The 17,171-nt window shown below is 62.3% G+C and carries 13 protein-coding genes; 2 read left to right on the top strand and 11 right to left on the bottom strand.

Annotated features, from left to right (window positions below):
• From PMI18_RS03650 to PMI18_RS03640, 3 genes are all read right to left on the bottom strand, one after another.
• The coding region (locus tag PMI18_RS03650; protein WP_033036872.1) for an Ig-like domain-containing protein at positions 1-2,850 on the bottom strand (2,850 nt) is incomplete at its 3' end.
• A 50-nt stretch (positions 2,851-2,900) separates the two neighbouring features.
• Positions 2,901-3,737, bottom strand: coding sequence for a sulfotransferase family protein (locus tag PMI18_RS03645; protein ID WP_085985228.1), 837 nt, complete (start codon positions 3,735-3,737; stop codon positions 2,901-2,903).
• 157 nt (positions 3,738-3,894) lie between these two features.
• Positions 3,895-5,466, bottom strand: a complete 1,572-nt coding sequence (locus PMI18_RS03640; RefSeq protein WP_007906381.1) for a glycosyltransferase family 39 protein — start codon at positions 5,464-5,466, stop codon at positions 3,895-3,897.
• Positions 5,467-5,712: 246 nt separating this feature from the next.
• Between PMI18_RS03640 and PMI18_RS03635 the strand changes: the two genes are divergently transcribed.
• Entirely contained in the window at positions 5,713-6,300 is a 588-nt protein-coding gene (locus tag PMI18_RS03635) for a phage tail protein (RefSeq protein WP_007906382.1), read from the top strand.
• 56 nt (positions 6,301-6,356) lie between these two features.
• Entirely contained in the window at positions 6,357-6,668 is a 312-nt protein-coding gene (locus PMI18_RS03630) for a DUF6916 family protein (RefSeq protein ID WP_007906383.1), read from the top strand.
• 144 nt (positions 6,669-6,812) lie between these two features.
• Here the strand turns inward: PMI18_RS03630 and PMI18_RS03625 are convergent, their stop codons facing one another.
• From PMI18_RS03625 to PMI18_RS03590, 8 genes are all read right to left on the bottom strand, one after another.
• The gene (locus tag PMI18_RS03625; protein WP_007906384.1) at positions 6,813-7,310 is read right to left on the bottom strand and encodes a GNAT family N-acetyltransferase; all 498 of its coding nucleotides are present in this window, start codon (positions 7,308-7,310) and stop codon (positions 6,813-6,815) included.
• A gap of 12 nt (positions 7,311-7,322) precedes the next feature.
• Entirely contained in the window at positions 7,323-9,419 is a 2,097-nt protein-coding gene (locus PMI18_RS03620) for an HlyD family efflux transporter periplasmic adaptor subunit (protein ID WP_007906385.1), read from the bottom strand.
• A complete protein-coding gene (locus PMI18_RS03615) occupies positions 9,420-10,739 on the bottom strand; it encodes an efflux RND transporter periplasmic adaptor subunit (protein WP_007906386.1) in 1,320 nt (439 codons plus the stop codon). It lies immediately after the preceding gene.
• A complete protein-coding gene (locus tag PMI18_RS03610; protein WP_007906387.1) occupies positions 10,736-11,518 on the bottom strand; it encodes an efflux RND transporter periplasmic adaptor subunit in 783 nt (260 codons plus the stop codon). Before PMI18_RS03610 ends, PMI18_RS03615 begins: the two co-directional genes overlap by 4 nt.
• A gap of 272 nt (positions 11,519-11,790) precedes the next feature.
• Entirely contained in the window at positions 11,791-13,359 is a 1,569-nt protein-coding gene (locus PMI18_RS03605) for an efflux transporter outer membrane subunit (protein ID WP_007906389.1), read from the bottom strand.
• A complete protein-coding gene (locus PMI18_RS03600; protein ID WP_007906391.1) occupies positions 13,356-14,420 on the bottom strand; it encodes an HlyD family secretion protein in 1,065 nt (354 codons plus the stop codon). Before PMI18_RS03600 ends, PMI18_RS03605 begins: the two co-directional genes overlap by 4 nt.
• 26 nt (positions 14,421-14,446) lie before the next feature.
• Positions 14,447-15,985, bottom strand: a complete 1,539-nt coding sequence (locus tag PMI18_RS03595) for an MFS transporter (RefSeq protein ID WP_007906393.1) — start codon at positions 15,983-15,985, stop codon at positions 14,447-14,449.
• 160 nt (positions 15,986-16,145) lie between these two features.
• Positions 16,146-17,066, bottom strand: a complete 921-nt coding sequence (locus PMI18_RS03590; RefSeq protein WP_007906395.1) for a LysR family transcriptional regulator — start codon at positions 17,064-17,066, stop codon at positions 16,146-16,148.
• Between the last annotated feature and the right edge of the window lie 105 nt (positions 17,067-17,171).

A 17,171-nucleotide genomic window follows, 5' to 3' on the forward strand; every position in this document is an offset into this window, starting at 1 on the left:
CAGGTCGGCGTTGGTGAAACCGCTGACCGCTTCACTGAAGGTGATCGTCACCAGCGAGGTTTCGCCGATTTTCAGCGCATTGTCCGTCACCACGATGGTTGCGGTCGGACGAAGCGTATCGATCGCATAGTTGTTCGAATCGGTAGTGCCGCTGCCGGCGTTGCCCGCCAGATCCGCGATGCCGGTGTTGTTCAGGGTGATCAGGTTGGTCGCGTCGTTAGTGCTCGCGGAAGGTGTGAAGGTCGCGGTCCAGGTGATGCCGCCGTCGCTGCTGCTGACCGCGCTCAAGGTGCCGTTGGCGATGCTCAGGTCGGCGTTGGTGAAACCGCTGACCGCTTCACTAAAGGTGATGGTCACCAGCGAGGTTTCACCGATTTTCAGCGCATTGTCTGTCACCACGATGGTTGCCGTTGGCCGCACGGTATCGATGGCGTAATTGTTCGAATCGGTGGTGCCGCTGCCGGCGTTGCCCGCCAAGTCGCTGACTCCGGTGTTGTCCAGGGTGATCAGGTTGGTGGTGTCGGTGATGCTCGCGCTCGGCGTGAAAGTCCCCGTCCAGGTGATGCCGCCATCGCCGCTGCTCACCGCGGTCAAGGTGCCGTTGGCAATCGTCAGGTCGGCATTGGTGAGACCGGTAACCGCTTCGTTGAAGGTGATGGTCACCAGGGAGGTTTCGCCGATTCTCAGCGCCGTGTCGGTAAACACGATGCTGGCGGTCGGGCGTACGGTGTCGACCGTGTAGTTATTGGAGTTGGTGGTACCGACGCCGGCGGTGCCCAGAATGTTGATCACACCGGTGTTGTCCAGAGTGATGACGTTGCTTGTATCGGAAATACTGGCGGATGGGGTAAAGGTTGCCGTCCAGGTAATGCCGCCATCGCCGCTGCTTACCGCCGTCAACGTACCGTTGGCGATGGTCAGATCCGCATTGGTGAGACCAGTCACCGCCTCGGAGAAGGTAATGGTTACCAAGGACGTTTCGCCGATGCTCAGTGTGGTATCAGCGACCACAATGGTCGCGGTCGGTGGTGGCGAATACGCGGTGTTGAGTACACCACCGTCGTTATAGATGGTCGCGACAGAGGTCGGCGAGGTGCCGGTTGTACCTCCGCCCTGCGCGGTACCGCCGGCACCACTGGCCGCGGCATTACCAGCCAGGGCCGCGAAGTTGGCGGCTGTGATCAGTAGCGTGCCTTTGTTCCAGATCGCACCGACGCCACGGCCACCAATGCCGCCATTGCTGGCATTGCTGCCCTGGCCACCGCCACCGCCACCGCCGCCACCAGCACCGATGTTGTTGCTGATGGTCGACGTGCCGACGATGGTGATGGTGCCACTGCTGGCGTTGTAGATCCCGCCCACCGCGTTGCCGCCGGCGCCACCGACCTTGTCCCAACCGGCCCCGCCGCCACCGCCGCCAATGGAAATCGTGCCATTGGTGGCCGTCGCACCGTTACCGCCGTTGCTGTAATAGGAAACGCCTATGCCGCCAGCCCCGCCAGTGGTGGTACCGCCGCGACCACCCATGTGGGTGGCGTCATAACCGCCGCCGTAACCACCGACACCGCCGCTGCCCGCCTGGCCGCCCAATGTGCCGGTGCCCGGCCCTGCCGAACCGCCATGCCCGCCGCCCTGGCCGCCCAAACCGCCGCCACCGCCCCCCCCACCGCCGTAAAAAGCGCCAGTGACACCGCCGCCGCCGCCGCCGCCGGAAGCGCCGTTGGAGGTCACGGTAACGTTGTTCAGGGTCAGAATCCCTGCGTTAAAAATCCCCCCGGCCATCGCGCCCGTGGCGCCGTAGCCACCGTTGCCGCCATTGCCCGACACCAGGCCACGGGTGATCACCAGGCCATCGAGGGTCACGATACTGCCGGCCGTCACTTCAATCACTCGGGTCCGGTACTGACCGTCGAGAATCACGTCAGCCGCACCGTCGTTATTCAAGTCGCCATCAACGGTGATGTTCTTGTTGATCAGCAGTTCGGACGTCAGCTGCACCGTCATGCTGCTGCTGAAGGTGACGATATCGCCGTTCTGCGCCGAGGCGAGGGCGGCACGCAACGAGCCGACGCCCGTGTTGGCGTTGTTGGTGGCGGTCCAGGTGGCCAGGCCCCACTGATAATCGCTCATGGCCGTGGTCGAGAGGACGTTGGCGCTTTCGATGTTGCCGGTGGCAATTTCCAGATCCCAGTCGCCACCGAGCCCGGTGCGATTGCTGGAGGCGGCCACATCGCGGCCGGTCAATTGAGCCAGCGAGTCGATAAAATTCAAGCCGCGCTCGCCGTCGGCGGTGTAGCAACCGTAAATCAGGATGTCGCCGCCGACGTTCATGTCCTTGCCGATTTCCGCCAGCACCGCGCTGCGGGCCGCGACGTTATCGGCGGACAAGTAGCTGTTGCCCAGCCACAAATCGCCTGCGTTGCCGTGGGCAATGATCTGCACCGAGCTGACGCCCTGATGGCCGTCCAGATAATCGGCAATTTGCTGCAGGCCATCTTTGCTGGCATCCAGTTGAACCACCTGAGTGCCGGGCGCGACGCCCTGAAGCAGGCTATCGACATCCTTGACCCGCGAATCAACGAACACCACGCTCTGCCCCGGCACCGCAACGGGTGCTGGTACTGGCGTGGCATCGGCCTGGCCGTGGGTGTCCTTGCTGGCGACCGGTTGATCGGCAGTCGGAGCCTTGACCGCGTCGGCAGTGGTGTGGCCGTCAGCCTGGGCGGTATCGGCAACCGTGGCGGCCACCGCGCCGTCGAACAGCATGCGTGGCTCCAGGGACATGATCATTGGCGAGGCCAGCGCTCGTGCGCCTTCGGTAACCCGCGACTTGCCTTTGCTCCACCACATGCTGCTCACCCGGACTCGAACTTTCTGAGGCATCAATGAAAACGCCGCGATCAACTGATCGCGGCGTCGGCTTTCATACGAATGACATTGGCGGCGCTGGCTGAGCCATCGAGCCAAAAGGACAACTCGGCGTACTGCTTGAACAGGTCCGGCGGCAGGATCGTGCGCCTGGATTGCAATTGGACCTTGGCCTTCACCTTATGCAGCCCCGAGAGGCCGAGGGCCTGATCGAATTCCGGTGCGTCGTAGGCCAAATGGTCGAAATCATGTTCGAACCAGGGTTCGCCGATAAAGTCGTAGACCAGCCGCATCACTCGCTCCGGGGCCTGGCTCAGCAGGTCGTAATCGATGATCAGCAGCGAGTCGGCGTGTTCGCCGTAATAGGCTTCCTTGAGGGCGGCCCAGGAAAACCCCACCAGCCGATTGCGCTGGGCCAGGGTTTCGCAGCGGCTGTAGACCGTATTGCGCTCGACTGCATCGCCGAACAGCTTGGTGTTTTCGAAAGGGTTGGCGCGGTACAGGCGCTCGAGGCTGTCCATGACCCAGGCGACATTGCGCACACAGGCAATGATCTTGGCTTGGGGGAACAGATCGCTGATCGCCGGCAGGCGCGAACTCCACAGGCGGTTCGTGTCGAACACCACCGGTTTGTCGGCCTTGTCGGCGTAGAAAGAATCGAACAAGCCACGCAACAGACGGCGACGCAGGTCGGTGTCGATCACCGCGCCGAACTCACTGCCGGCGCTGCACTGTTCCAGAACACCGGAAAAGAGCGCACCCACGGGGCTGGTCATACCGGCATGAAAGCGCGGGTTCTGCAAAAGAATGGCAGAAAGCAGGGTCGAGCCTGAGCGCGGCAAGCCGGAAATAAAGTGAAAGTGCTGCATCCATTCACCCGTCATAAGTCCTTTTGTATGACGAGCGTAGACCAGGAATTGCCTTACAGCTAGTGGTGTTTTGATATCAAATCGGAGCTAAATCGACTGGCAAACACGCCAGATATAACGACCTGGAAGATGAATCGTTTTAGCTCTGAATGACGGGCTACTTCAGCACATACAAGCGTGCCTGCGCGCCTCCAGCCTGGGTCTCGCTGACGCGTTGCCAACCCTCGGGCAAGGGAGCGAATTCGTCCGGCACATCGACAGTTCCGATCAACCACACTCGACCATTGCCTTTGGGCAAGCCGCCGAGGTTATCCAGGTAAATGTCATTGCTTACCAGCGTACCGAAACCATAGGCGTTCGGCCGGCTCGACCTGCCATCGGCCAGCGGTGGCGTATAGAGCATCGGTTTGGCGTCAGTCCGGTTGTAATAGACATAACTCAGGTACCAGAGCATGTCGCTGGTGACAATCCGGTCGCCGGGCGTGAAGTGTTGGTTCACGTAGCTGGCCATGACGCTGATCTGATCGTCGGTGTCCACCGTGGCATTGTTCTTCAGGCCCACCAGCTCGATGCCGACAAACAGCATCAGCACGGCCAGCGCCAATACCTTGAAGCCTGCGTACAAGCGATCAATGGCCAGCGCGACAAACATCGGCAGGCCCAGGGCATAAGCGGTCAGGTAACGCTCGATGAACACCGGCGATATGAACGACACCACAAACACCAGCAACAACGGGAGAGCGATGTAGATCACCGCCAACGCACTGCCACGGAAAACACTGCGGTCCCGCGCCAGCGCCACACCCGCCAGGGCCAGCAATGTCAGTGGCAGCGCGATAAAAACCAGCGTAGGCAGGTTCTCGCCGTCATCCTGGATCAGGAACGACCAGATCATCGAAGGTAATGAGCCCAGCGTGACAAGGGTCTCCCATCCCACATCACCATTGGCCTTGAGCTGATCCATGTGCTGGAGCAGATCGATCAGGTTGGGCACCCACGGCAAATACAACAGCACAATGGCCACATTGGCCAGCCACCAGCCGGAGCGCTGAATGTGCCGCAATCGATACCCTGGCTGCACGCGGATCAGTCCCAGATACAGCCAGTGGCAAAGCACGCACAGCGCCGTGAAGTAATGGGTGTAGAACGCCGCACTCATCAGCAGGGTGTACATCACCAGATAGCGTGTGCGTTGCGGCCGTTTTATCCAGCACACCAGGGCGATCGTGGCGCCGATCAGCCACAGCCCCAACAGCGAATACATCCGCACTTCCTGGCTGTAACGCACCGCCGTGGGCAGCAGCGCCAGCAGGACCCCGGCCAGCAACGCGGCGCGGCGGGTCGCGAGCAGGTCCACCAGCCAGACGCCGAGTCCCACCGTGGCAATCCCCGGCAGCGCACTCAGGCAGCGAATCGAAAAAATGCTGTCGCCGAACAGGCCGATCCAGCCGTGCAGAAGCATGAAATACAGGGGTGGATGCACATCATGAGCCGCATGTTCCCAGATCCCGGCCAGGGAATACTGGCTCAGTAACAGGCTAGACCCTTCGTCGCCCCAGATCGCCGCCGCTGTCAGGTCGTAAAAACGCGCCAGCGCGGCCAATACCAGGATCGACAACAGCCAGTGCTCCCGCGCCCATTGCAGCAAGCGACGGACAGCCGCCCACAAACCCGGCATCGCATGCGGGTCCTGGGTATCGCCCAGCGGTGTTTCTCTGCGCGCCTCCATTACCTCCCCTTGCAACGGCCATGTAAAAACCGAAGCCTCCCGAGCACTGTAGGACAGGCGCGAGCCCGACGTCGATGCCGGCCTTGCGACGGACGACGTCCGGCAATCATTACGATCAGCGTCTACGCTTTGGCGTGGCGTGACCCAGCCACGGAGATGAAAGGAGTCGGCTGATCAGCGCGAACTGCCCGGATAACCGGGCCTGCAACGTGACGTATCAGACACTAACCTGAGGGATGAGGAACTATGGAAGTATTCATCGGCACTGTTCAGTCTTTCGCCTTTAACTTCGCGCCCAACGGCTGGGCCCTGTGCAACGGCCAGACGCTGAGCATCTCGCAATACAACACGGTTTTCGCACTGCTGGGAACCTACTACGGAGGCAATGGCACCACCAATTTCATGCTGCCCAACCTGCAAGGTCGCATGCCAGTCGCCATGGGCAACGGCTTGGGTCTGACGCCACGCGTCATCGGCGAATACTCGGGGACCGAGAACGTCACCGCGACCATCACCAACCTGCCCAACCACACCCACGCCTTGTCCGGGCTCACGGCCACCACCACCCTGCAACTGGCCAGCCCGGCGAGCAACCCGGTCACCAACCCGACCGCAACCAACTCGTACATCGGCGCCTCGGGCGGCGGTCCCGGTTCGGCGAGTATTTACTCCGATCAGCAAGGTGCCGCGGCCGTGCCGCTCAAGGGCGTAGCCACCACGGTGGCGGGGGAAATCTCGTCCGCCGGCAACGGCTTGCCCATGGAGGTGATGAACCCGTTCCTGGTGCTCAACTTCAGCATTGCCTTGAACGGGCTGTTCCCTTCGCGCAACTGAGGGTCTGGCCGGGGGGATTCAAATCCCCCCGGTACTTTTGCTGATGGAGTGATGCCATGCTGCAACAGGTTCAAAGCCAACACTTTCAGGCACTGTTGGGTAAGACGGGGACGCTGCGGCTGCCCGACGGCAGTGAATTGCCGATCCATATCGACACCCTTAAAGAAACGCCCCGCTCACAGATGCCCAAAAGCGAGCGCATGCCGTTCAGCGTCGAGCTCAACAGCCTGCAACCCACCGATTTTGTCGATGGCTTGTGTGCGCTGGAGTTGCCGGAGCTGGGCCGGGTAGAAGATATTTTTGTTTCGCGAGTACCGACCATGGGGCGTGATCCGCAACTGGGGTATTTCTACATCGCGTTCAACTGAACAATGTGGGAGCGGGTTTGTGGCGAGGGGGCTTGCCCCCGTTCGAGTGCGCAGCGCTCGCAGATCATGGGGCCGCTGCGCGACCCAACGGGGGCAAGCCCCCTCGCCACAGAAGCCCGCTTCCACAGTTGATCGGCGGTGGGTTCAACCCTTCGGGTACCACACCAACCGCTCCGCCGCCGGGTTGCGCTCTTCAACCTGAAACCCCAGCGCCAGGTAATGCTGGCGCGCATGGGGATTATTGGCCCAGACCACCGTCGCCACCGGGCAGCGGATTCGTTGCGCGGCTTTTTGCACGCCTTGCAGCACCGTCCGACCGTAACCCTGGCCTCGGGCCTGTGGAATGAAGGCCAGGTACAGCACGCGAATTTCATTGGGGCCGAAGTCGGTGGTCAGTGCGCCGATGGCTGTGTCGAGTTTCTCGATCACGTAATGCATGGCGTTGGGGAAGTTCTCCCCCAGCCCTTGTTCCTGCACTTTGAATTGCTGGGCAACCACCTGCTCAACCACTTCCTGCTCACCGTCGATCCATTGCAGATCCGGCCGCGCCGCCTGGTAAAGGCTGTGCAGAAAAGGCCCATCGCTGGTCCGCGAAGGCCTGACCACCAGGCCGTCCGCTGCCACTGAGTTGCTGTTCGCCATCGCTGCCCTCCCTTAGAAACCGCTTTCCCTGACCCCCAGGGCCGCCATGCGTCGCCAGGCAACGCCCAGCAACGACTCGCCACTGCCCTGCAACACCACAATGCCGCGCAACGGCTGCACCGGTGTTGGCGTATTTTCGAGGATGCTCAATCGCGCGCCGTACTGCGCCTGTACCGGCTCGGCGCGCTGATGCTGGTCCCGGCGCACGGCAATCGGCCCGTGGTGATCGGAAGTCAGTGCTTCCTGATCAACATAAGCCACACCGTTGGTATCGATTTCGCTCAATTGCACGGCGATTGCCGGGTGCATCGGGTCATCGGCGATGAACCTCCCACTGGCACCCGGGGCGACACGCCAGAGTTCGGCTTCGGCCAGATAACCGCGCAACCGCGCGCCGTCTTCGACCACCCGCGCCAAGGGATCTTTGGTCGAAAGCCAGCGGCCGACCGTTAACTGCGGCAGCAGATCGCGCACCTTGCCTGTATGGGGGGCGCGCAATAACAGACGCTCGCGCTGGGCGGCCAGGCCCCGATATTCGGCCACGGCTTCGGCCAAGCGCTGTTCGACGATACCGGCATCGGCGGCAGTTTCGCTGCGGCCGGCCTGACGACGCATCTGTAATTGCTGGATCTGGATTTCGCGACGGACGATGGCCTGGCGTGAGTCCAGATCCGGGGACTCCAGCTCGATCAGCACCTCACCTTGAGCGACGATCTGGCCGTCGTGCACATTCACCGTTTTGACCCGCGCCGCCACCGGCGCGTGCAGGGCACTGGCGCGTCCGGCCTCAAGCATCGTCGGCAACTCCACCGCGCTGCGCCATGGCAACGCCAGCAGCAACAACAACCCAAGCAACGCCAGACCGCTGAGCAGTACCCGTGGCGCATGTGCCTGCTCGCGACGACTCCACCATTGCCGCCACTCGCTCAGGATCGGCAGGAAGATGAACCACACCAGCTCCACCAGCATCAGGAAAATCCCCAACACCTTGAAGAACAGGTGATAGACCGCCAGCGCAATCCCGAAAAACAACGCCGCGCGCCACAGCCACGCGCCATACCCCCAGATCAACAAACGCCGCTGCATCTTCGGCGACCACGGTTCCGGCGCCGGGGCTGCGTAGCCGAACAAAAACTCGCGCAGCCGCCAGCGGCACAAGGCAAAGGCCCGCCCTTGAAGGTTGTCCACCTCCCAGAAATCACTGAGCAAGAAGTAGCCATCGAAACGCATGAACGGGTTGAGGTTGATCACCAGCGTGGTGATCCAGGTTGCGCTGGCGAGCATGAACGCCGCCGTGCGCCCGGGGCCGTCAGGCAGCAGTGACCAAGCGAGCAGCGCGATACACGCCAACACCAGTTCCGCCAACACCCCGCCGGCACCGATCAGCAACCGCGCACGTCGATCATTGACGCGCCAAGCGTCGCTGACGTCTGTGTAAAACATCGGCAGCAGCACCATGAACGCCACGCCCATGCTCTGCACCCGACAACCGGCGCGCTTGGCCATGAAAGCGTGGCCGAACTCGTGGCACAGCTTGGCGAAAAACAGCGCCACAGCGAACGCCAGCGCACCGCCGAGGCTGAACAGGTGCGGAAAGGTGGCGATAAACCGCTGCCAGTCCCGCGAGACCAGAAACACCCCGAGCCCCAGTGTCGCGGGTAATCCGTAGCGCAACGCTCGCGGACCGAAACGCTCCAGCCACGGCCAGGCGCGATTGAGGAAAGCGTCCGGACGCCACAGCGGAATCCGGAAAAACAGGTATTGATGCAGCAGGATTTGCCACAGGCTCTGGCGCTGAGCCGCGGCCTTCAGGCTGTAACTGGCGCGCTGCGACGGGTCGAGGGCGCTGATCAGGTCGTGGCCGCGCAAAAACTCCAGCAATTGCTCAAGCGCCGCGCCATCCAGCGCTAGCCCCGGTTCGCGATTGGCAGCACGCAGCACGTGCTCGGGATCGCCCAACGACCAATGGCGCAGCAGGCGCATCGCCGCCGCACCGAGTTTGAAATAACGCCCACGCACCGGGTCGGCCAGGGTCCAGCACGGCGCCCCGTCGAGGGCCGGGGCCGCCGCCGACAATTGCAGGTCTGCCCGCAGGCTCGGCAGGCTCATCTAAAGGCCCACGCTCTGGCGCAACCCGGCCAGCGGTCGGCGCAACAGATACAACGCCAGCGGCGCACGGTCGCCGAAGACTTTCGCGGTGCCACGCAGGCCGATGCGCGGTGGCGCGGCATCGAACGTCGCATCCAGTCGATAAGCCAGTTGCCCGGCGGCGGTGGGCTGCGCCTCGTAGGCCGAACGTTCGAGTTTGGCCAAGTGCCGCTGCAGCGGATCGCTGTCGAGAAACAGCGCGACTTGTGCGCCCGGTTCCAGGGCAATCGCATCGCCCACGGCCAACTCGATGCGCAATTCGGCCTGGTTCGGGTCGGCGATTTCCATCAGCCGCTCGCCGGTTTGCACCGGTTTGCCGGTCCAGCGCTCAGCGTCGGCGAACACCGCGATACCGTCCCGTTCGGCACGTACTTCGCTGCGTTTGAGCAGCTCCCGGGCGTAATCCCGTTCGGCGCGCTTCTGTTCCACTCGCGCCGCCAGCAGATCGATTTTCGAACTGGATTCGGCATCGGCGAAGGAGCGTTGGGAATTGGCCTTGAGTTCCGCTTCGGCCACGCCCAGGGCGCGCTCGGCCACATCGGCCTGAGCCTTGAGCGTGGTGCTTTCGAAGCGCAGCAGCAGGTCGCCGGTTTTCACCGCCTGATTGGGTTTGACCAGAAACTCGGCGATCACCCCGTCCAGCGGCGCGGCGACCACCCGACCGCCCAACGGGACGACTTCGGCCGGGGCCAGCACCGATTGGCGCACCGGGATCAGCAACCCGAGCAACAACACGGCGACCAGCGCCACCTGACGCTTGCGCGTCCAGCGCAGTCGCCAGGGTTTGCGCGGTTGCTGCGCGAGCCATGCATGGCTGTAGGTGTCGCCCAGCTGCGACAGCAGCACTTGTTCGGAAGGGTTCCACGGCACATCCCGCGCCAGCCACAGACCGCCGAACACCTCGCCCTGATGATCGATCAGCGGCAGCCAAAACACCTGAGCGGCTGACAGACTTTGCCAGTCGGCCAGAATCGATTCGCTAAGGAGATCAGGCGCAATCACCCGCGCCTGTTTCAGCACCTCAAGCTTGAACAGCTGCGCGACTGCTTGCTCGACAAACGCCACGAACGGCGCATTCGGTTCCACGGCACTGACACCGGTGACCGCCTGCACCTTGCCGGCGATCAACAACGCGGCATGGCGGAAGCCGAACAGCGCCTGACCGTCATTGACCAGGCTGTAAGCCAGTTGCGAAGGCGTGCGCGCGGCGCGGGTCTGGCGTTCGAGGTCGAGAAACCTGGCGAACACCTGCTCGGCGCCACCGGTCACCGGGGCGTTCATTTGAGCTCCGCGAAATGCGCCGTTCCGCTCATGCCGGCCAACAGACCGTTGGCGTTGGGCAGCGCCGCCACCAGCAGCAAAGTCTGGCTACCTTCGTCGATCCGCGCACCGAGGCGTTTGACCGTGGCATCCAGCGGCTGACCGGTTTCATCGGGGACAAAACTGAACGTCTGGCCGGGTTTGAGTCTGGCCATCCAGCGCGACGGCACCAACAGGTGAATTTCCAGTGTGCGGTTATCGACCACGTCCAGCAACGGTGTCCCGGCGGCAACGCTTTCGTAGCGCTTGACCTTGCGTTCGACGACCTGACCATCAAACGGCGCAACCACGCTGCAGCGTTTGACCTGCACCTGATAGACCTGAGACTGCGCCTGAATCTCGCTGACCTTGGCCTCGGCCCGCGCCACTTCAAAGCGCCCGACTGAATTCAACGCCGCCAGTTGTTTGTTGTGCGCAAGTTCTTCTCCAGCACCACGGCTGGCGGCCTGAGCCGCATTGAGCTGAGCCTGATAAGCCGAACAGTCAAACCGCGCCAGGGTGTCACCCTTTTTGAACGACTCGCCCTCACTGAACGGCAACTCGACAATCCGCCCCGACAACTCGCTGGCAAGCACCGCCTGATCCCGGGCCCGCAGCACACCACGGGCTTCACTGCTGGCTGATGCATTACCGCCGACCGCGCTGTTTTCCAGCAGCGGATCGTCTGGCGCAGGCGTTTGCGCCTGTACTACGCACGTTACAAAGGTTAATCCTGCAACCCAAATACGAAAACGCCGCATAACCGTAACTCCCTGACGGATGAGCGGAGTCTAAGACAGCGGGGGTGAGCGTCAAGCGGATGGTCGTCATTGGTTGGTCAAGGGAGTATGTAATACCTTACAAACTATCAGGACGCGTCCTACGCCATTCCCCATCAATCAGCCATTGCAGCCTTCGACATGCGACTTTAATCTCTCTGCACCACTGAACCCTACACGTAGCGATTAAATTCGCTGGCAGTCAGGGTGAAGAAACCGGCTCCGGCCGGTTTTTTCGTTTTTCTGCGCGCAGATCAGCGCTGCGCCGTCTCCGTCAACGGATACACCGACTCCCATCCCCCACCCAACGCCTTGTATAACCCAACCATCGCCAACGACACCCCGGTCGAGCTCTCGACCCATTGTTGCTGGGTCGCCAGCAATTCGCTTTGCACGGTGAGGACGTTGACGAAATCCACTACCCCTTCGACGTATTGCTGTTGCGCGGTGCGCAGGGCGATCTGGTTCTGGCGCACGGCTTCGGCGAGGCTGTCGCGGCGCAGTTGGCTGGCGTTGTAGGCGGTGAGTTGATCATCGATCTCATGCCAGGCCCGCAACACGGTTTGCTGGTAGGCCAGCGCCGCTTCCTGTTGCTGGGCTTCGCGCAGGTGCAACACGCCGCGCAGGCGACCGCCGTCGAACAGCGGCAGGCTGAACTGCGGGCCGATGCCGAACGAACGCGAGCCCCAAGAGCCGAAATCGCTCAATTGAATGGCTTGCGAGCCGATGTTGCCCGACAGGGTGATCCGCGGATAAAAGTCGCCCTTGGCCACGCCGATGCTGGCGGTCGCGGCATGCAGGCGGGCTTCGGCCTGACGTATGTCCGGGCGGCGCTCGGCCAATTGCGACGGCAAGCCGATGGCGACCTGACGCGGGGTTTGCGGCACCGGGGCGTCTGTGGATAACTCGGCGGACAGCGCTTGCGGCGGTTCGCCCATCAACAGGCTCAAGGCGTTGATCAGTTGCGACTGACGCTGCTCCAGCGCCGGCAAACGTGATTCGATGGCCGCCACTTGCGCAGCGGCTTCGGCGACGTCCAGATCCGTCGCCACGCCGTCGGCCAGGCGCAGTTGCGAGAGTTTCAAACTATGCCGGGCGACGTCGAGGTTCTGCTCGGTGACGGCCCGCGTGCTTTGCACACCGCGCAGTTGAATGTAGTCCTGAGCGGTTTCGGCAAGCACCGACAGCAGCACGCCGCGACGATCGTTTTCCGCCACTTCCAGCGTGGCATCGGCGGCTTCGGTTTCGCGGCGCACACGGCCCCAGAAATCCGGTTCCCAGGAGGCGGAAAAGCCGGCGTCCCACAGGTTGAACGTCGAGTCGCCATTGTTGCCCGACGGATCGTTCAGGCCTTCACCGCTGTTGCGTTTGCGCCCATAGCTGCCACTCGCGGCGGTATTGGGATAGCGGTTGGCGGTGATCACCTGACGCGCGGCTCGGCTTTGCTGCAAGCGGCTGCTGGCGAGTTTCAGGTCAAGGTTGTCGGTCAGGGCGCGTTGGGTCAGGGCCGAGAGTTTCGGGTCGTGGAACACTTCCCACCAACGTTCGTCCATTTCGCTGGGAATGATCTGACTGGCGGCGGCTTTAGTGGGTTTGGACCATTCGGCCACTTGTTGCGGCTGAGGTTTCTGGAAGTCCGGGCCGACGGTGCACGCACTCAAAGAAAACAGACTCAACACAAAAACCACTGAATGAATGCTGCCCCTGTGGCGAGGGAGCTTGCTCCCGTTCGAGTGCGCAGCGCTCGCAAATTTTGGGTCCGCTGCGCGGCCCAACGGGAGCAAGCCCCCTCGCCACAGGGGTGTGCGATTAACAAAGCTCATCGTTGCGCGACCTCATGCTCGCCGGTACTGGCAGTATCAATCCTCGCCTCCACCGACATCCCCACCCGCAACCGCTCGGCCAATGGCTGGCCCGGATCGAGGAGGATTTTCACCGCAATCCGTTGCACAACCTTGGTGAAGTTGCCGGTGGCGTTGTCCGGTTTGACCGAGGCAAAGGTCACGCCGGTGGCCGGTGCGATGCTCTCCACGCGACCGCGCAGGGCTTCGCCGCCGAGGCTGTCGACGTGCACTTGCACGCTCTGCCCCGGCTGTACGTCAGTCAGTTGGGTTTCCTGAAAATTGGCGACTACATAGGCCCGCTCCAACGGCACCACGGCCAGAATCTTGCTGCCCGGTGTGACATAGGCGCCAACCCGCACTGCGCGCTCGCCGACCATGCCGTCCTGAGGCGCAACGATGCGCGTATAGGACAGCTCATAGCTGGCCATTTCCAGCGCCGCTTGCGCTCGTTTCAGCCCGCCTTCGGCCGCATCACGCTGCGCGGTCAGGATCTCCACCTGCTTGCGTTCCGCCGCCAGCACCGCCGTGGCATTGGCCAAGCGAGCGGAGGCCTGATCGATGCGTGTGCGTGCTTGCTGAGCATTCTGCACCGTGCCGGCGCCGACCCCGGCGAGGTGGTTGTAGCGGTTCAGTTCATGCTCGGCGAAAGCCATTTCAGCCTTTGCCGAAACCACCGTGGCCTGGGCCTGAGCGATCACCGATGTCTGACGCTCAAGGGTAGCCCGAGCGTTCTGCAACTGCGCCCTGGCCACCAGGGTTTCAGCGTCGGCGGCTTCAGCGGCAGCGCGCAGATCGCGGTCGTCGATCAACGCCAGCAGCTGCCCGGCCTTGACCATCTGGTTGTCTTCCACCAGCACGGCCTTGATGAACCCCGCCACACGCGGCGCCACCCGGGTGAAGTCCGCCGAGACGAAAGCATCGTTGGTGCTCTGCTGTGTACGCTTGCCGAACAAACCCGGCGCCAGCAGGTAAATCAACACGCCGACCGCGATCACTGCGGCAATGCCGACAGCGACTTTTTGCTTTGATTGAGTCGTCATAAAAACCTTCTGTTTCAGTGAAGCATTCAAGTCGGCGCGCGCGGTGGATAGATCCGCGTCGGCAGCCAGAAAATCAGCAGGATCAGCGCCACGGCGACGCCGGCCATGCATAGATAAAGATCGGAAGAGGTCAGCACTAGGGCCTGTTGATGCAGTCGGTGAGCCAGGCTTGCGTTGTCGCTTTGGACCAGGGGCGAGTTACCAAGGTTGTCCACCAGCATGGTCGAGTGGAAATGCAGCCTTGCAGTGGTCAGCGCCTCGATCACCCCGGTGGCGATTACCGCCGCCAGGCCTTTCACGGTATTGAACCAGGCCGAGGCGAACGGCCCTTCCATCGGAGTGATGCTGCCTGTGGAGAGCATCAACAGCGGCAGCACGGCCATGGGCTGACCGAAAATCTGCAGCCATTGCAGGACATAGAAGTCATCGCGAATCCACGCTGACGTCAGCTGCGACCCGCCGAGGCAAGACAACGCCAGCATGCTCAGGCCGATCCCCAGCACCCAGCGGCAATCGACCCAACGCAGGTTGCACAGCGCTGCCACCAACGGCAGCGCGATCAACTGTGGCAGCGCCGCCAGCAGCATGATCGGCGCAGTCTGTACCGGCCGATAACCCTGGACCTGAGCCAGATAACTGGAGGGAATGAGGACCACCGCGAGCAACACCACGAGCACGCCGGCCAAGGTCAGCAGCGCGAATGACAGGTTGCGGATACCCAACATCTGCAACTTGAAAAACGGAATCGGTTGCGACCACTCATTGATCAGAAACAGCACCAGCAACAGCAGCCCGCCGCCGAGCAGTCCGCAAATCAGGCTCGACTCGAACCAGTCCAGCCGATTGCCTTGCAGAATGCCGATCACCAGCATGCAGATCGCCGGGAACCCCAGCAGCAAGCCACGCCAGTTGAATGACTTGAAGCGTTCCAGACGCAGCGGATCCTGGGGCAAACCGTAGGCCACTGCCGCCATGGCAAACAGGCACGGCACGACGATTTGCCAGAAGGTCCATTGCCAGCCGACGTACTCGGTCCACAACCCGGCCAGCGGCGTACCGAGACCGGGGCCGAAGGTTGCCGTCAGGGCATAACCGGCCAGGCCATAGAGTTTCACGTTGGCCGGCAGGAACCGCAGGGCAACGGTCATCAGCATCGGCGGCAGCGCACCGCCGGCAAGACCTTGCAAGGTGCGCATGACCAACAGGCTTTGGTAATTCGGGGCGAACGGGCACAACACACCCAACAGGGTGAACGCACTGATCGCGCATAGAGTGAAGCGCCGCAACGAGAACGTCACCGCACACCAAGGGGCAAACGCCATGGCGGCCACCGAGGTCGCGGTGTAACTGGCGACCAGCCAGGTGCCTTCGTCGTAACCGATGGCCAATGCGCCGCGGATATCGGCCAGCGCGACCTTGGTCACCATCTCGTTCAGGCCCGACACCAGCACCGCCAGTAACACGCCCACCAGGCCGATGATGATTCGCGGGCCGAAGACCGGTGGCGCGACGGCGGCCGTTGGTTTGGCCGCAGCGATAGGCGCCGTGACCGTGAGGGAAGTCATTACTGCAAGCTCCGGAAGGGGAATACCGAAGCATTTTAGGGAGAGGGGACGCTGACGAAAATTGACTTATTGGCAGCTTATAAGTGTGTTTTATGCAGCAATCAAATCGGATGGCTGGCAAATTTTTGAAACGACACAGATTCCCTGTGGGAGCGTCAACTCAGCTTGGCTGTGCCGCCAACCACGTCTCGTCGCAACAGGTCTTGAGGGTTTCACGCATCCAGCGATGGGCCGGGTCCTTGTCGAAACGCGGGTGCCAGGCCTGGGTCAGCATCAGGGTTGGCAATGGAATTGGCAGGGTGAACGAGCGCAGTTTCAAACCCAGGCGCCGTACGCTTAGCAATGCTTCCTTGGGCACCGGCAGAATCAGATCGGAATCCGGCAAGGCGAACATCGCCGCATGGAAACTCGGCGCAATCACCGCCACCCGCCGCTCCAGCCCCAAGGCGTTGAGCGCCGTGTCGATCGGCCCGCGGGCGATCCCCCGGCGCGACATGCTGATATGGGAAAACCCGGCGTACCGTTCGGCGGTGATCTCTTCATCGAACAATGGGTGATCTTCACGCACCAGCCCGACAAAGTGGGTGGAAAACAGGTTCTGCACCTTCACTTCCGGCATCAGCGGCCGGTTGTTGCTGACGCTCAGATCGATGCGCCCTTCGCGCAACGCTTCGTCGTCCCCATCGCCCTCGGGCACAAAGCGCAATTCGCAATGCGGGGCCTGGCGTTCCATCGTGTCGAATAGCTTGCCGCCGTAGACGCCCACAAAGAAATCATTGGCGCGAATGCTGAACCGTCGGCGCAAACTGCCCAGGTCCACCTCATCGGCGGAGCGGAACAGCAAAGCGGCCTGCTCCACCAGGTCCCGCACCTGCTCGCGCAACTCCAGTGCCTTGGGCGTCGGCACCAAGCCTCGACCGGCGCGCACCAGAATCGGATCGCCAATGGCCTCGCGAATCCGCGTCAGCGTCCGGCTCATCGCCGCCGGGCTGAGGTTCATCCGCCGTGCGGCGCCCACCACACTGCCTTCATCGAGCAAGGCGTCGAGGGCGACCAACAGGTTCATGTCCGGGAGTTGCATGCTGAGCACTCGTATCTGATCTGGATTGATTCAGACGCAATGCTAGCAAACATCCCTAAGTGAAGTGGTGACGGGTCTGGCGCCATCGCGAGCAGGCTCGCTCCC

The sequence above is a fragment of the Pseudomonas sp. GM102 genome (assembly GCF_000282555.1).
In the GTDB taxonomy this organism is placed as follows: Bacteria; Pseudomonadota; Gammaproteobacteria; order Pseudomonadales; family Pseudomonadaceae; genus Aquipseudomonas.

What these genes read in the sequence shown, in the direction of transcription:
- PMI18_RS03635 (WP_007906382.1), top strand. Translation starts at nt 5,713, where the DNA reads ATGGAAGTATTCATCGGCACTGTTCAGTCTTTCGCCTTTAACTTCGCG.
- PMI18_RS03615 (WP_007906386.1), bottom strand. Translation starts at nt 10,739, where the DNA reads ATGAACGCCCCGGTGACCGGTGGCGCCGAGCAGGTGTTCGCCAGGTTT.
- PMI18_RS03590 (WP_007906395.1), bottom strand. Translation starts at nt 17,066, where the DNA reads ATGCAACTCCCGGACATGAACCTGTTGGTCGCCCTCGACGCCTTGCTC.
- PMI18_RS03645 (WP_085985228.1), bottom strand. Translation starts at nt 3,737, where the DNA reads ATGCAGCACTTTCACTTTATTTCCGGCTTGCCGCGCTCAGGCTCGACC.
- PMI18_RS03630 (WP_007906383.1), top strand. Translation starts at nt 6,357, where the DNA reads ATGCTGCAACAGGTTCAAAGCCAACACTTTCAGGCACTGTTGGGTAAG.
- PMI18_RS03605 (WP_007906389.1), bottom strand. Translation starts at nt 13,359, where the DNA reads ATGAGCTTTGTTAATCGCACACCCCTGTGGCGAGGGGGCTTGCTCCCG.
- PMI18_RS03640 (WP_007906381.1), bottom strand. Translation starts at nt 5,466, where the DNA reads ATGGAGGCGCGCAGAGAAACACCGCTGGGCGATACCCAGGACCCGCAT.
- PMI18_RS03620 (WP_007906385.1), bottom strand. Translation starts at nt 9,419, where the DNA reads ATGAGCCTGCCGAGCCTGCGGGCAGACCTGCAATTGTCGGCGGCGGCC.
- PMI18_RS03610 (WP_007906387.1), bottom strand. Translation starts at nt 11,518, where the DNA reads ATGCGGCGTTTTCGTATTTGGGTTGCAGGATTAACCTTTGTAACGTGC.
- PMI18_RS03595 (WP_007906393.1), bottom strand. Translation starts at nt 15,985, where the DNA reads ATGACTTCCCTCACGGTCACGGCGCCTATCGCTGCGGCCAAACCAACG.
- PMI18_RS03600 (WP_007906391.1), bottom strand. Translation starts at nt 14,420, where the DNA reads ATGACGACTCAATCAAAGCAAAAAGTCGCTGTCGGCATTGCCGCAGTG.
- PMI18_RS03625 (WP_007906384.1), bottom strand. Translation starts at nt 7,310, where the DNA reads ATGGCGAACAGCAACTCAGTGGCAGCGGACGGCCTGGTGGTCAGGCCT.